This is a genomic window from Roseobacter sp. FCG-D35 (genome assembly GCF_033436665.1).
GTDB lineage: Bacteria > Pseudomonadota > Alphaproteobacteria > Rhodobacterales > Rhodobacteraceae > JAWQFO01.
The window spans coordinates 182,776-198,152 of sequence record NZ_JAWQFO010000005.1 but is presented as its reverse complement, the minus strand read 5'-3'; the positions used below and the strand labels follow the sequence as shown (position 1 = coordinate 198,152).

Annotated in this window: 14 protein-coding genes; 8 read left to right on the top strand and 6 right to left on the bottom strand. The window is 65.7% G+C overall.

All coding sequences use genetic code 11. From position 1 onward, the window contains the following. Entirely contained in the window at positions 1 to 483 is a 483-nt protein-coding gene (locus R5H30_RS13660) for a hypothetical protein (RefSeq protein WP_318328995.1), read from the bottom strand. A gap of 278 nt (positions 484 to 761) precedes the next feature. On the opposite strand from R5H30_RS13660, the gene R5H30_RS13655 reads away from it, so the two are divergent. Further along, positions 762 to 1,178 (top strand): rhodanese-like domain-containing protein, encoded by a 417-nt coding sequence (locus tag R5H30_RS13655; RefSeq protein ID WP_318328994.1) that lies wholly within the window; start codon positions 762 to 764, stop codon positions 1,176 to 1,178. 25 nt (positions 1,179 to 1,203) lie between these two features. Here the strand turns inward: R5H30_RS13655 and R5H30_RS13650 are convergent, their stop codons facing one another. From R5H30_RS13650 to R5H30_RS13630, 5 genes are all read right to left on the bottom strand, one after another. Then, a complete protein-coding gene (locus R5H30_RS13650) occupies positions 1,204 to 1,659 on the bottom strand; it encodes a DsrE family protein (protein ID WP_318328992.1) in 456 nt (151 codons plus the stop codon). A 207-nt stretch (positions 1,660 to 1,866) separates the two neighbouring features. After that, the gene (locus R5H30_RS13645; RefSeq protein WP_318328991.1) at positions 1,867 to 3,132 is read right to left on the bottom strand and encodes an ABC transporter permease; all 1,266 of its coding nucleotides are present in this window, start codon (positions 3,130 to 3,132) and stop codon (positions 1,867 to 1,869) included. After that, entirely contained in the window at positions 3,129 to 3,935 is an 807-nt protein-coding gene (locus tag R5H30_RS13640; RefSeq protein ID WP_318328990.1) for a taurine ABC transporter ATP-binding protein, read from the bottom strand. Before R5H30_RS13640 ends, R5H30_RS13645 begins: the two co-directional genes overlap by 4 nt. A gap of 32 nt (positions 3,936 to 3,967) precedes the next feature. After that, a complete protein-coding gene (locus tag R5H30_RS13635) occupies positions 3,968 to 4,372 on the bottom strand; it encodes a RidA family protein (protein WP_318328989.1) in 405 nt (134 codons plus the stop codon). A 66-nt stretch (positions 4,373 to 4,438) separates the two neighbouring features. Then, the gene (locus R5H30_RS13630; RefSeq protein WP_318328988.1) at positions 4,439 to 5,437 is read right to left on the bottom strand and encodes a taurine ABC transporter substrate-binding protein; all 999 of its coding nucleotides are present in this window, start codon (positions 5,435 to 5,437) and stop codon (positions 4,439 to 4,441) included. A 447-nt stretch (positions 5,438 to 5,884) separates the two neighbouring features. Here R5H30_RS13630 and R5H30_RS13625 point away from each other — a divergent pair, with 447 nt between their 5' ends. The 7 genes from R5H30_RS13625 (at position 5,885) to R5H30_RS13595 (ending at position 15,376) form a co-directional block, all read left to right on the top strand. After that, on the top strand, positions 5,885 to 7,276 hold the full coding sequence (locus tag R5H30_RS13625; protein WP_318328986.1) for an aminotransferase family protein: 1,392 nt from the start codon (positions 5,885 to 5,887) through the stop codon (positions 7,274 to 7,276). A gap of 68 nt (positions 7,277 to 7,344) precedes the next feature. Beyond that, positions 7,345 to 7,764, top strand: a complete 420-nt coding sequence (locus tag R5H30_RS13620) for a hypothetical protein (protein WP_318328985.1) — start codon at positions 7,345 to 7,347, stop codon at positions 7,762 to 7,764. 38 nt (positions 7,765 to 7,802) lie between these two features. Further along, on the top strand, positions 7,803 to 9,203 hold the full coding sequence (locus tag R5H30_RS13615) for a PepSY-associated TM helix domain-containing protein (RefSeq protein WP_318328983.1): 1,401 nt from the start codon (positions 7,803 to 7,805) through the stop codon (positions 9,201 to 9,203). Positions 9,204 to 9,364: 161 nt separating this feature from the next. Beyond that, on the top strand, positions 9,365 to 10,645 hold the full coding sequence (locus R5H30_RS13610) for a TAXI family TRAP transporter solute-binding subunit (RefSeq protein ID WP_318328981.1): 1,281 nt from the start codon (positions 9,365 to 9,367) through the stop codon (positions 10,643 to 10,645). 271 nt (positions 10,646 to 10,916) lie between these two features. Beyond that, positions 10,917 to 12,416: a MocR-like pyridoxine biosynthesis transcription factor PdxR gene (gene pdxR, locus R5H30_RS13605; protein ID WP_318328980.1), complete on the top strand. Its 1,500-nt coding sequence runs from the start codon at positions 10,917 to 10,919 to the stop codon at positions 12,414 to 12,416. Between the two features lie 91 nt (positions 12,417 to 12,507). Continuing rightward, positions 12,508 to 14,280 (top strand): sulfoacetaldehyde acetyltransferase, encoded by a 1,773-nt coding sequence (gene xsc / locus R5H30_RS13600; RefSeq protein ID WP_318328979.1) that lies wholly within the window; start codon positions 12,508 to 12,510, stop codon positions 14,278 to 14,280. 4 nt (positions 14,281 to 14,284) lie between these two features. Further along, entirely contained in the window at positions 14,285 to 15,376 is a 1,092-nt protein-coding gene (locus R5H30_RS13595; protein WP_318328978.1) for an acetate/propionate family kinase, read from the top strand. The last annotated feature ends 1 nt before the right edge of the window (position 15,377 follow it).

The window sequence follows — 15,377 nt, the reverse complement described above, 5'->3', positions numbered from 1 at the left end:
TTAGGCAGACGCCCACCCGTCCCGTCCGGACCGGCTTGCCCGCGCGGGATCGCTTTTTGTGATTTCGCTTGCGTCTTCGTGCAGCCGGGCCACCCAGAGATCGGTGCATCGCGGTGGAACGTCGCCGCAGAACACCAGCACCGGTGGCCCGAGGCGATGGCGCAGCAGCCCAACCGTGTATCTGCGCACCCCGTCCGTGATCTCGAACCAGAGCGCGTCGGGCCGCTCGGCTTGCAGCGGGACCACGGTAGCGCCGAGCATGTTCCTCGCCTGTGCGGCAACGGCCTCCGCCAGCGCCTGCCGCGCGGTCGCGGAAACGGGCAGAGAAAACACCATATCCTGCTCGAAGATCGTATCGCCGCGCCACGAGAACACGCATCCGACCGCGAGGCTTTCCACCGGCGCGTTCTCGAGCCCGTCGAGATCCGATTGCGACCACGGCACCACCGTGACGACACAACCGTACGGTCCGGTTTCTTCCATGCCTGCTCTGCCCCCCGCGAACATGTTCTTGCCTGATTTCGCGAAAAGTTAATGGGCGCAGGACAGGCTGTGAACTGCAAACTGCCCCGAGATAGCGAGATACACGTGTTTCGACACGTCGTCGCAACCCTGCCGGGTTCATGGGATTCGGCATGCAATCCCCAGCGTATCTGGTCCGGGAATTTGCTGGCGGTTCAACAGACAGAAACGAATCACTTGCACCGTCGAGGCGCTTGCGTCGCCTAATGTGAAAAAGGAATTTGCTCGGGAGAATCGTAATGGTTCGGAAACTGAAAAAATCGGCAGCGGAGATGGTCGCCGAGGCGCGCGCGCGGATTAAGGAAATCGAAACCGCGGATGCGATCGCACTGGCCGACGACCCCGATGTGACCTTCGTCGACCTGCGCGATCCGCGCGAGCGGCAACGCTCGGGCTACATTCCGGGCAGTTTCCATTGCCCGCGCGGCATGGCCGAATTCTGGGTCGACCCGGAGAGTCCCTATTTCAAGGATGTATTCGGCCAGGAGCGCCGGTTCGTGTTTCACTGTGCCTCGGGCTGGCGCTCGGCGTTGACGGTGGCGACCCTGCAGGACATGGGGTTCGAGGCCGCGCATCTCAAAGCCGGGTTTTCGGACTGGGTGAAACAGGGCGGGCCGGTCGAGCACCCCGAGGCCGGCGATGGGTCCGCACGGTAAGCAGGGCCCCGCGCGGACGCACGCGTCACGGCTTGATGTAGGTGTAACCCATCTGCTGGAGGCGTGAGAGTTCGGCCACGCCCGACGGCACGATGTCCTCTTCCCAGACGTCGTAGAGATCGTCCTCGTAACTGATCTCGCGACCTTTCAGGGTATTGTTGCAGACCTGAAAGCCGACATTCTGACCCTTGAGCGATGCGACTACGCTTTGCAGCCTTTCGTGTTCCTTCGCGCTCATCAGAAGCCCGAGACCGTTCCCGTGCAGGACGACCTTCACCTCAAGGTTCTCGGCGCCCACGGCGTTGATGTGGTTCTGGATATTGCGCATCGCGCCGACGTAGGCTTTCGACTCTGGGCCGCCGTCGTAGTTGATGTGATAGACCACCTTCTGCTTGCCATAGCGCTCGGTGTCCTGCGCGCCGGCGACGGTCGCGACGGTCACGAACAGCACGGCGCAGATCATCGTTCTGAGGGTATCCATTCTTCCTCCCTTTCATGTTGCAAGGGCGGTTGCACAAGAAGCGGCGCAACGCGACCGAGCGCAGTGTTCCTCCTCCGGCGCCGCTGATCAAGCCATCCCCGTCAACGAAACCGTCAGCCTGCCAGGCACGGCACTTGTCCTGGGTGCCGTAGCCCAACGGTGCGGAACCTTCCTCAAGGTCTCAGAAACGTCGGCGCGGAACGGGGCTCAGCCCTTCCCTTTCCATGGAACCAGCAGGCGTTCGGCCCAGCGCATCAGCAGGTCGATCCCGAACCCGATCACGCCGATCAGGATGATCCCCATGATGACGATGTCCGTATTCTGGAACTTCGAAGCCACCATGATCATCATGCCCGCACCCTTCTCCGCGGCCACAAGTTCCGCAGCCACGACGGTGCCCCAGCAGACGCCCATCGCCACGCGCGCGCCGGTGAAGATCTCCGGCAGCGAGTTCGGAATGATGACGTGGCGCATGATCTGCCACTTGCTCGCGCCCAGCGAATAGGCCGCGTGGACCTTCGATATCTTGACCCCCGACACGCCGGACCGCGCCGCGATGGCCATGATCCAGAGCGCCGCGAGGAATAGCAGGATGATCTTGCCGACCTCGCCAATGCCGGCCCAGATGATCACCAGCGGGATCAGCGCCAGTGGCGGCACCGGGCGCATGAACTCGACGATCGGGTCGAACCATCCCCGGAACCAGTCCGACAAGCCCATCGCGTAGCCGAGCGGGATGCCCACGAGCGCGCCGCAGATGAAGCCGGCGACGACCCGGAACAGCGACCAGCCGAGGTGCCCCAAGAGCGAGGTATTGCGGAAGCCCTCGTTGGCAATGAGGATCGTGCGTTCGACGACCGCCTCGGGCGAGGGAAGGTAGAGCGGTTCCATCTGCCAACCCCGGGTCGGCTCGAAATTCGGCGTGCCCTTGTCCGACAGCGTTACCGATCCGCCGTGGACCGCCACCGTCTCGCCGGGTGCGATGGGCTGTCCGTCGATGGCGATCACGCGGGCGCCGTCGGCCTTCTTGATCTCGTCATTGGCCGAGACGTTGATCAGCACCGTGCGCCACTGGGCGACCCGCGCGACGTCGTTCATGGCGAACCCTTCGCCGGGCTCGGCCTCGGGCAACGGGGCTTCGGCGTCACGCGGGTGCACGACGACTGTCACAGTCGCGTCGTCGGTGCGGCCATCGGCCTCGGCGGTGTAGGTGAAGCTTGTCGTCCCTGCGTAAGGCCCGGGCATCTGCAGGAAGGACGGCAGCAGGCTCGACCCCGTGAACATCCCCCAAAGCAGGAAGATCGTCAGGATCGAGATGATCCCGGCGACCCGGTTCGGGCGCACGGCACTTTCATCCCCGAACGTGACCGTCTTGAGCGAGGTGTAGTCGCGGATCCGACTGCGCTGCACGACGAAGGTCACGATCAGGTAGGCCGCCACGAAGATCGCGACGTAGATCAGGAACGGGATCATGCGGTTTCCTCCGCGCGGCCCATGATCTCTTCCTCCATGTCCCAGATCATCCCGAGGATCTCCTCGCGCCTCTGCGCGAATTCGGGGTGTTTCTTGACCTCGCGCAGGTCGGCGTTGACGCCAAGCTCGGCAAAGGGAAGCCGGTATTCCTTGTGGATGCGCCCCGGGCGCGGAGCCATGACCACGAGCCGCTCGCCCAGAAGCAGCGCCTCCTCGACCGAATGGGTGATCAGGATGATGGTCTTGCCGGTCTCCTTCCAGAGCTTGAGCACCAAGCTCTGCATCTTCTCGCGGGTCAGCGCATCGAGCGCGCCGAGCGGCTCGTCCATCAGGATCACGTCCGGGTCGTTGGCAAGACAGCGCGCCAGCGCGACGCGCTGCTGCATGCCGCCCGACAGCTCGTAAACCGCCTTTTCCTTGAAATCGCGCAGCCCGACCACGTCGAGCAGGTGGTTGACCACCTCGGTCTTCTCGGGCTTCGGCATGCCTTTCATCGACGGCCCGAAACCGACGTTCTCGCGCACGGACATCCACTCGAACAGCGCGCCTTGCTGGAACACCATTCCGCGCTCGGCGTCCGGGCCGGTGATCTCGTGCCCGTTCAGCGTCAGGCGCCCTTCGGTCGGGGCGAGAAAGCCCGCCACGATGTTCAGCAGCGTTGTCTTGCCGCAGCCCGAGGGTCCGAGCACACTCATCAGTTCGCCGGCCTTGAGGTTGAGCGACACGTCCTTGAGCGCCTGCACATGCCCGCCGTTCGGCAGGTCGAAGCGCATGGAAAGATGCTCGATCGAGAGTCCTGTCATGAAATGTCCAATCCCGTGCCCTGCGCCTGTCCTCAGGGTCCCCAGTCCGCGATCACCGCGTCCGCCTCGAATTCCACGAGCCATTCGGGGTTCACGAAGCGCGTGACCGCCATGATGGTGTCGACGGGGCGCACATCGCGGAAGTATTCCTTGCGCACGTCGATGGCGGCTTTCCAGTCGTCGATGTTCGTGAGCAGCACGCGCGTCCGCACGACGTCCTGCAACCCCGACCCCGCCTGTTCCAGCGCCGCCTTGATGATCTCGATACACTGCCGCGACTGGGCTGCCACATCGCCGACACCGACGGTCTTGCCGTCGGGTCCGACCGGCGCGGTGCCTCCGACGCTGATGTAGGGACCGACACGAACCGCCCTGCTGAAGCCGACCACGGCCTCCATCGGATTACCGTTCGAGATGAGTTCCCGGTCGTAGGTCACCTGGCGCCCCCTGCTGCCTGTCGGACCGGGGCGCGGACGCCCCGGTCCAGACTGTTCGCGGTCGGCCTACATGCCGTGCGCGGCCGAGAGCGGGCCGGTGTTGACGGTGCCGCTGTAGTCACCAAGCGCCGAGTCGATCGAGCCCGACTCGACGAAGACCTGGGCCACGCCCTTCATGAACTCCTGGCTGCCGCCACCGAGCCACTTGTCGGAGAGCTGCGTCTCGACATCCGGGAACACGAAGGTCGCCAGCGTCTCGCGCGTCGCATCCTCGTCCATGCCGGCGTCCTTGGCGATGACGGGGATCATCTCGTCGGTGTGCTCGCCCGAGTTCCACATCGCGTTGGCATCTGCCGTCACCCTGAGGAACTTGGCGATCAGGTCGCCCTCTTCGGCGACAAAGCTCGCCGGTGCGGAGGTGACGTCGAAGACCAGGATGCCAAGCTCTTCCTTCTCGGCTCCGGTCAGCAGCACGTTGCCGCTTTCCATCATCCGGCGCAGCGCACCACCCCACCCGCAGGCCATGTCGACCGAGCCCTGGCTCAGCGCCGCGGCACCTTCAGCGGGCGCCATGTCGACGACTTCGAGCGAGGCGAGATCGACCCCGAAATGGTCCATCTGCTTGAGGAACCCGTAATGCGCCGCGGTGCCGAGCGGCACAGCCACCTTCTTGCCGGCAAGTTCGCCCGCCGAGCTCTTGTCTATTTCGAGCCCGGACGAGACCACGCAGTTGTCGTTGTCGGAATAGGACACCGCCACGTCGAGTACCTGCAAGTCCTGCCCGCCCGAGGTCGCCACCACGAAGGGTGGCACACCCTGGCTGACCGAGATGTGTACGTCGCCCGAGGCCATTGCGGCGCTCATCGCGGTGCCGGTGTCGAAGCTCACCCAGTTCACCTTGACGCCCATCTCCTCGTCATAGGTGCCCATCTGCTTGGCGTATTCGAAGGGCATCGGCCACTCGAGGAAGTAGCCCACGGTGATCTCGTCAAGTGCCAGGGCCGCCTGCCCGGACAGGGACAGGACAGCGGCGGCCAGGGCCGTGCTCATCGTGCGTTTGGTCATTTCACTCTCCTTGTTGCAGTTCACCGGCCCTTTTTCGACGGACCTTGATCAGTTCTGTGTTCCGTTCTCGCGGGCCGCACCGGGCATACCCGGCGACCGCGCCGCCTTGCCTGTCACGGCCCGCATCCGCGGGAGTGCCCCGCAAATCACACCCTAGCCGCTGAGGCGGACGTTCGGTCAACGAATTTATCCGGGCTTTTCAACCCGATGCCGTCGATTGGATCGCGGCGCGGACATGGCTCGCAGAGTGATTCTGCAATATTTTCAGCGCATTGCAACGGGGGCGAGGAGACGCATACCTATCCGGGGGCCTTGTCTGGAATCACGACATCGCACAAACTGGCCCTAGAGAACCGCACGAAAAAGCGGTCATGTCCGGCAATCCGGCGGCGCAAACCCTTTGCGCGCCGCGCTTTCCAATTTCACCGCTTCCGAAAGGCCTGACCCATGGACGGTACATTCAACGAGAACGACATCAGCCGCGTCGTCGAGGCCGACCGCGCGCACATCTGGCATCACCTGAGCCAGCACAAGCCCTACGAGACGACAGATCCGAGGATCATCGTCGAAGGCAAGGGCATGCGGGTCTGGGACCAGAAGGGCAAAGAGCATCTCGACGCCGTCTCGGGCGGCGTCTGGACCGTGAACGTCGGCTACGGGCGCGAGCGCATCGCCAACGCCGTGCGCGACCAGCTGGTCAAGCTGAACTATTTCGCCGGATCGGCGGGCTCGATTCCCGGCTCGCGCTTTGCCGAGCGCCTGATCGAGAAGATGCCGGGCATGACCCGCGTCTACTACTGCAACTCGGGCTCCGAGGCGAACGAGAAGGCGTTCAAGATGATCCGCCAGATCGCGCACAAGCGCTTTGGCGGCAAGAAGCACAAGATCCTCTACCGTGACCGCGACTACCATGGCACGACCATCGGCGCGCTGTCGGCGGGCGGCCAGGACGAGCGAAACGCGCAGTACGGGCCCTTCGCACCAGGCTTCGTGCGGGTGCCGCACTGCCTCGAATACCGCCGCCACGAGCAGGACGGCGCTCCGGTCGAGAACTACGGGCTATGGGCCGCCGACCAGATCGAGCAGGTCATCCTCGCCGAAGGCCCTGACACGGTCGGCGGGCTCTGCCTCGAACCTGTGACGGCGGGCGGCGGTGTCATCGTTCCGCCGGCGGACTACTGGCCGCGCGTGCAGGAGATCTGCCGCAAGTACGACGTGCTGCTGCACATCGACGAGGTGGTCTGCGGCGTCGGGCGCACCGGCACCTGGTTCGGCTATCAGAACTACGGCATCGAGCCGGACATGGTGACGATGGCCAAGGGTGTCGCCTCGGGGTATGCCGCCATTGCCTGCCTGGTGACGACCGAGAAGGTATTCGATCTCTTCAAGGACGACGCCAGCGATCCGCTGAACTACTTCCGCGACATCTCGACCTTTGGCGGCTGCACCGCGGGTCCGGCGGCGGCGCTGGAGAACCTCGCGATCATCGAGGACGAGAACCTGCTTGAAAACTGCACCGCGATGGGTGCCCGCATGATCGACAACCTGAATGCGCTGGCCGAGAAACACGCGATCATCGGTCAGGTGCGCGGCGCGGGTCTCTTCTGCGGAGCGGAACTGGTCAAGGATCGCGACAGCCGCGAACCGGTGGAGGAAAAGCGCGTGCAGGCGGTCGTGGCCGACTGCATGGCCCAAGGCATCATCATCGGCGCCACGAACCGCTCGCTGCCCGGCAGGAACAACACTCTGTGCTTCTCGCCGGCGCTGATCGCGACGCCGGACGACATCGACCAGATCACCGACGCCGTGGACGGCGCGCTGACCCGCGTCTTCGGCTGAGCGAGCGACAAGACCGCGACGGCCGCGGCATGACGTCGGGGCCGTCTTTTTTCCGATGGCCGCGGGCATTGACGGATGATCCGGAAGCCTGGATAGCTGTGGGCATGATGCGATCCGGTTCGACAATGCGGTTTCGCCGGGTGGCGGTGTGGGTGCTTTTGGCGCCCTTCCTGCTGCTGTCGACGCTGTCGGGCGGCGTCATGCCGCACCGGACCGCGGACGGGCTTGTCCTTGTGATCTGTACCGGCGACGGCCCGATCGAAGTCACATTTGATGCCGACGGCAGCGCGCCGACGGACACCCCGGCCGAGGCCGACCGGTGCGACTGGGCCAGCGGCACTCAGGCGGCGACGATTTTCGAGGCAACCGTACCGCCGCCCGTTGCGACCGTTGTGCGCAGAGCTGACGCATCGGTCACCCCCTTTGTCCTTGTCGCCGGCCGCGCGACCGGCCTGCCCCCGTCCACGGGACCTCCCTCCTCCGTCTGAGGAACGCATTCGCAAACTCAGACATCGACGAGGATCCCATGACGGACATCAATCGCGGAGCCGACGCTCCGGCGGCCGACCGTGCCGCGACCCCCTACTATTTCATCGCCTGGCGCTGGCACTTCTATGCCGGGCTCTACGTTCTCCCCTTCCTGTGCATGCTGGCGACGACCGGCCTGACCATGCTCTGGATTTCCTGGAGCGCCGGCATCGGGGCCGAGCGCATGGCGGTGGTGCCGGGCGGCACCCCGGTCGCGACCGGCGCGCTGCTGAAGGCTGCCGAAGCCGCCGTGCCGGGCGGGCGCGCCGTGCAATACGTCGAACCGCTGGACATCGACCGCGTCGCGACCGTCGCGGTGGAAGGTGCCGACGGAAAGTTCGGTGTCGCGCTCGACCCCTATACCGGCGAGGCTCTGCACAGCTTTGCCTGGCGCGACGGCTGGTACGACACCATGAACGACATCCACGGCACCTTGCTGCTGGGCACCTTCGGCGACTGGCTGATCGAGATCGCGGCGAGCCTTGCCATCGTGCTCGTGGCCACCGGTCTCTACCTGCACTGGCCGCGCAACGGCACCGGATGGCGCGTGGCGCTGCTGCCCAGGATGCCCGGCAAGGGCCGTGGTTCATGGAAATCGCTGCACGGCGCGGTCGGTACCTGGGTCTCGGTGCTTCTGGTCCTCTTTCTCGTCTCCGGTCTGAGCTGGGCCGGCATCTGGGGCGAGCGGATGGTGCAGGCCTGGAACAGCTTCCCGGCCGAGAAATGGGGCGCGCCGCTGTCGGATGCGACCCATGCCGAGATGAATCATGCCGGCACGCACGAGGTGCCATGGGGACTCGAACAGACACCGATGCCCTCGTCGGGGTCGCTGGTCGGAACCTCGGCCATCGCAGGCGAGGTGACGGTCGACAGCGTGGCCGAATTCGCGCGCAGCCTGGGCTTTGTGGGACGGTTCCAGATCAACCTGCCCGCCGACGAGACAGGCGTCTGGACGGTCAGCCATGACAGCATGTCGAACGACGGCCCGAACCCGGCCGCCGACCGCACCCTCCATATCGACCGTTACACCGGCAATGTCCTCGCCGACGTGCGGTACTCGGACTATTCGCCCTACGCCAAGGCGATGGCCTGGGGCATCGCATTTCACGAGGGCGACATGGGGCTGTGGAACCTCGTTCTCAACACCCTCTTCTGCCTCTCGGTCATCACGCTGGCGCTCTCGGGTCTCGTGATGTGGTGGAAGCGTCGCCCGCGTGACGCGGCCCGCCTTGCCGCTCCGCCGCGACCGAAGGGGCTGCCGCTCTGGAAAGGGGCGGCCGCGCTGGTCGTGGTGCTCGGGATCGCATTCCCGATGGCGGGTCTCGCCATCGCGGCGGTCCTGCTTTTCGACCTCACGCTCCTGCGCCTGCTGCCCGGCCTGAAGACCCGGGTAAGCTGACCGATTGACAGGGCGGGCCGTCCGATGACCAGCGGCCCGCTCGATCCGGGTGCAACGGCCGGCTTTCGTTTGCAACGTCGATTCTGCTTCGGCTTCACAAGGCGGTGAAAACGCGGATTAATGGCCGCAAGATCACACAGCGAGGGACGACGACCGGAGAGATGAGCAGACGACTTCCCGAACAGACACCGATCTACCTGGCCATAGTCGTGTTACTGGCGCTGGTTGCCGGTCTGGTCTGGGTCTTCGTCGACAAGGTGCTGCTGCCGCCCGACCGGGTGACCCTGGCTGCCGGCCGTGAGGGCGGCGGGTACTACGCCTTCGCCCGGCGCTACCAGGCGATCCTCGCCGTCGACGACATCGAACTCGAGATCGTCGAGACCGCAGGTGCGGTCGAGAACGCGCGGCTTCTGACCGACGGCGACGCCGACGTCGGGTTCATCCAGGGTGGCATATCTTTTGGCGAGGATGCAGAAGTCGTGGCCCTGGCCTCGGTCTTTCTCGAGCCGCTTCTCATCGTCCACCGGGCCGGGCTGGACGGTTCTGCGGATCCGACGCGCTGGGACCGCCTGCGCATCGCCGCCGGAGAGCCGGAAAGCGGCACCCGCGCCGCGATCCGGACCATCGTCGCGCGGCTCGGCATGGAAGTCGATCTCGACCGGATCGAACCGCTGGGCGGGCCCGAAGCGGCCGAGGCGCTCAAATCGGGCGAAATCGACGTCGCCGTGTTCGTCGCCTCCATCGATGCGCCCTATCTTCAGGATCTGCTGACCGATCCGGGCTTCACCATTCATCCGATCCGCGACGCCGAGGCCATAGCCCGCCGCCTGCCGTTCGTTCGGATCGCGGATATTCCGCGCGCCGGGCTGGACTACGCCGGGGCCCTGCCGCCCGAGCGCATCACGCTCACCGCGATGGTCGCGAGCCTCGTGGCGCATGACGGACTGCATCCGGCGATCGTGAACCGTCTGGTGCGCGCCGCCCAGAAGGTCCACGGCCGTCCCAGCATCCTTTCGGACATGATCGACTTCCCGTCCGCCGAGCACCTCGACTTACCCCTCGACTCGCAGGCTGCGGCCGTCCTGGAGAAAGGCGAAAGCCCGCTGGAGGCTGTCCTGCCCTACTGGGTCGCGGCGCAGATCACCCGGGTGACGATCTTCCTCGTGCCGCTGATCATCCTGCTTCTTCCCGTGCTGCGGGCCACGCCAGGACTGGTCGAATGGCGCCTGCGGTCACGCGTCTACCGAAATTACAACCGACTGGTCCGGATCGAGCAGGAAGCGGCCTCGGGCGAGATGACACAGGCGCGGCGCGCGGAACTGGCCCGCGATCTCGACGATATCGACCAGGCGATCGCCAATCTCAACCTGCCGCCGCGCTACCGCGAATACGCTTATTCGATGCGGATGCACATCGACCTCGTACGCGGCCACCTCGCCTGACGTCCACCCGACCGGGTTGCGGAAACAGGGATCTGCGGTTCGGATTGGCTTGCTCAATTACCGGAATACTCAACCGGGCCGGTTCCGATACGGTCCCACCTGTTCCGTCACAGATGATGAACGCGGTCGCTGTTTCACGTCGGCGGAGGCGGGGATCCATCATTCCGAATGCGGCCATGCCCCGGTCTTGAGCAGTAGGACGGAACTGTTCGAAAAACCGAGATTATAGGTCCAGATTGCGATCCGCTTAGGTCCAGCGTACTCTGGCGGCATGGCGCTTCCCGTCGAAACCTTTTTCCTGCCGCCCGAGGCCCAGGGCACGCTGCAATCGCAGATCCAGCAGATGATCGCGCGCGGCATTCTCTCGGGGCAGTTCCGGCCCGGGGAAAAGCTGCCGTCGACCCGCAAGCTGGCCCAGCATCTCGGCGTCAGCCGGATCACCGTCACCATCGCCTATACCGAGCTGCAGGCGAACGACTATCTGGTGTCGCGCGGGCGCTCGGGGTATTTCGTATCCGAAAACGCGCCGATCCCGCCGGCCTTCGCGCCCAGCAGAGCGGGCCCCGACGCGGTCGACTGGTCACGCGCGATCGGGCAGCGGTTTTCGGGCGGCGACACGCCGCGCAAACCGGTGGATTGGGCGCGGTTCCGCTATCCGTTCATCTACGGGCAGGCCGACCCGACGCTTTTTGATCACGCGAACTGGCGGCTTTGCGCGGTGCAGGCACTAGGCCAACGCGACTTCACCGCGATGACCACCGATTACTTCGACCAAGACGATCCCCAGCTGATCGAATTCATCGCGCGCCACACGCTGCCCCGGCGCGGCATCACCGCGCGTCCCGAGCAGATCCTGATTACGCTCGGCGCGCAGAACGCGCTATGGCTGACCGCCCAGATCGTACTGACCCAACGCCGGCGCGCGGCGCTGGAAGATCCCTGCTATCACGCGCTGCGCGACGTGCTGAGCCAGTCGCGCTGTCACGTCACGCCGGTCCGCGTCGACCAGGACGGCCTGCCACCGGCGGCGATCCCGCCCGGCACCGATGTGATCTTCACCACGCCAAGCCACCAGTGCCCGACGACGGCGACCATGCCGGTTCGGCGTCGGCAGGCTCTGCTCGACCGGGCGCGCGAGATGGACGCGCTGATCGTCGAGGACGATTACGAATTCGAGATGTCTTTCCTGAAAAGCCCGTCCCCGGCGCTCAAGAGCCTGGACCGCGACGGGCGGGTGATCTACGTCGGCAGTTTCTCCAAGTCGCTGTTCCCGGGGCTGCGGCTGGGCTACCTCGTCGGCTCCGAACCCTTCATCCGCGAGGCGCGGGCGCTGCGCGCCTCGGTGCTGCGCCACCCGCCCGGACACATCCAGCGCACGGCGGCGTATTTCCTGTCGCTGGGCCACTATGACGCGCTGATCCGGCGCACGTCCTCGGCGCTGCACGAGCGCCGCGCGATCATGGAGACGGCGCTCGACCGGCACGGGCTGCAGATCGCCGGGCAGGGCGCCTACGGCGGGTCCTCGTTCTGGATGCGCGCACCGCAGGGGGTCGACACCGAGCTTTTGGCGCGGCGGCTTCAGGATCACGGCGTGCTGATCGAACCGGGCCGCGCGTTCTTCAACGGGCAGGACCGGCCACGCAATTACTACCGGCTCGCCTACAGCTCGATCCCCACTGACCGGATCGAGCCCGGCCTGCGGCTGATCGCCCGCGAAATCGAGAGTTTCGGCAACGGGTCCGCTGCGGTGCAGGCCCCGGCGGCCGGCTGATGCCTCTGGCCATAATCCGTGGCGGGAACTGGCCCTACAGCCGGTCCCGGCACCTCCATAAGTTCCCCCAGACCCTCAGGAGGACCGATCCATGAAGATGACGACCGAAGAAGCGTTCGTAAAGGTATTGCAGCGGCACGGCATCCGCCATGCCTTCGGGATCATCGGGTCCGCCATGATGCCGATCTCGGACATCTTCCCCGACGCCGGGATCACCTTCTGGGACTGTGCGCACGAGGGCTCGGCCGGGATGATGGCCGACGGGTTCACCCGCGCCTCGGGCAGGATGTCGATGATGATCGCGCAGAACGGGCCCGGCATCACCAATTTCGTGACGGCCGTAAAGACGGCCTACTGGAACCACACGCCGCTGCTGCTGGTCACGCCGCAGGCGGCCAACAAGACCATCGGTCAGGGCGGGTTCCAGGAAGTCGAGCAGATGAAGCTCTTCGAAGACATGGTCGCCTACCAGGAAGAGGTGCGCGACCCGAGCCGCATCGCGGAAGTGTTGAACCGGGTGATCCTGAAGGCCAAGCGCGCCTCGGCCCCGGCGCAGATCAACGTGCCGCGCGACATGTGGACCCAGGTCGTCGACATCGAACTGCCGGAGATCGTCGATTTCGAGCGCCCCTCGGGTGGCGAAGAGGCCATCGCGGAGGCGGCGAAGCTGCTGAGCACGGCGAAGTTCCCGGTGATCCTGAACGGCGCCGGAGTGGTGCTGGCTGGTGCGATCCCGGCCTCGATGAAACTGGCCGAGGCGCTGTCCGCACCGGTCTGCGTGGGCTACCAGCACAACGACGCCTTCCCCGGTTCGCATCCTCTGTTTGCCGGCCCCTTGGGCTACAACGGCTCGAAGGCCGGGATGGAGCTGATCGCGCAAGCCGATGTGGTGCTGGCGCTCGGCACCCGGCTCAACCCGTTCTCCACCCTTCCGGGTTACGGCATGGATTACTGGCCGAAGGACGCGAGGATCATCCAGGTCGACCTCAACCCAGATCGGATCGGCCTTACCAAGAAGGTGACGGTGGGCATCGTCGGCGACGCGAAGAAGGTGGCCGAGGGCATCCTGGCCAGGATCGACGACATCCCCGGAGAGTCGAAGAAAGCGCGCGAGGACACGATCGCCAAGACGAAATCGGCGTGGGCGCAGCAGCTCACCTCGATGGACCACGAGGACGACGACCCCGGCACCACCTGGAACGAGCGCGCCCGCGCGGCCAAGCCCGACTGGATGAGCCCGCGCATGGCCTGGCGCGCGATTCAGCAGGCACTCCCGCGCGAGGCGATCATCTCGTCGGACATCGGCAACAACTGCGCTATCGGCAACGCCTACCCGTCCTTCGAGGAAGGGCGGAAGTACCTCGCCCCCGGTCTCTTCGGCCCCTGTGGCTACGGGCTGCCCTCGATCGTCGGCGCCAAGATCGCCTGCCCAGACGTGCCGGTGGTGGGCTTCGCTGGTGACGGCGCGTTCGGCATCGCCGTCAACGAACTGACGGCCATCGGGCGCGGTGAATGGCCCGCGATCACGCAGGTGGTCTTTCGCAATTACCAGTGGGGCGCGGAGAAGCGGAACTCGACCCTCTGGTTCGACGACAACTTCGTCGGCACGGAACTCGACGAGGGCGTGAGCTATGCCGGCATCGCCAAGGCCTGCGGCCTGCAAGGCGTCGTGGCGCGGACGATGGACGAGCTGACCGAGGCGCTGAACACCGCCATCGAGGACCAGATGAAGCATGGCAAGACCACGCTGATCGAGGCGATGATCAACCAGGAACTGGGCGAGCCGTTCCGGCGCGACGCGATGAAGAAGCCGGTGAAGGTCGCGGGCATCGACAAGAACGACATGGCGCCGGAGCGGGTCTGAGGCGGTGGCCCGCGGCCCGATCCTCGTTCTCAACGCGGGGTCGTCCTCGATCAAGTCGGCGCTCTTCGACGGCGCGCTTGATGAGGTCCTGCGGCTTGAGGCGACGGGGATCCCGGGCGACGGCTTCGTGTCGAGCAACCGGGGCGAAAGACGCGCGGCCAAGCTGCGGGATCACGCGGCCGCGCTGTCGGCCTTGCTGGAGATGCTGGACGCCGAGGGCGTCGCGCTGAAAGACCTCGGCGCCGTGGCGCATCGTGTCGTGCATGGCGGCACCGAACTGGTCCGCGCCCGGCGCGTGACGCCGGACGTGCGGGAGACTATCGAGGACTGCATCCCGCTGGCCCCGCTGCACAATCCGCACCACCTTGCCGCCATCGACGCGATGACCGCCCTTGCGCCCGACCTGCCGCAGTTCGCCAGCTTCGACACTGCTTTTCACGCCACGAATTCCGACATTGCCCGGCGCTATGCCTTGCCGGACGGTCGCGAGACCGCGGGTCTCCAGCGCTACGGGTTTCACGGCAACAGCTATGCGGCACTGGTCCGGGCCCTGCCGCAGATGACGGGCGAACCCCTGCCGCGCCGCCTGCTGGCGCTGCACCTGGGCAACGGTGCCTCGCTCTGCGCGATCCTCAACGGACGCTCGGTGGCGACGACGATGGGCTATTCGCCGGTGAGCGGAATCACGATGGGCACACGCCCCGGCGACATCGACGCCAATGCGGTCCTGCACCTCGCCCGGACCTTGGGCATCGACGACGCACACCAGCTCCTGAACCACCACAGCGGCCTTCTGGGCCTGTCGGGCGAGACGGCGGACATGCGCGCGCTGACCGCGTCCGACCGGCCCGAGAATGCCTTCGCCGTCGAGCATTTCTGCTACTGGGCGGCGCGCCATGCCGGGTCGATGATTGCCGCGATGAAAGGCATCGACGCCATTGCCTTCACGGGAGGAATAGGCGAGAACGCCACCGAAGTGCGGAACAATATTCTCGACAAGCTTTCATGGGCGGGAGATATTCCTTCGTACACGGTACCCGCTGCGGAAGAACGGCACATCGCCGCGGAGGCCGCGGCCCTCATGGATGCGCAGTGAC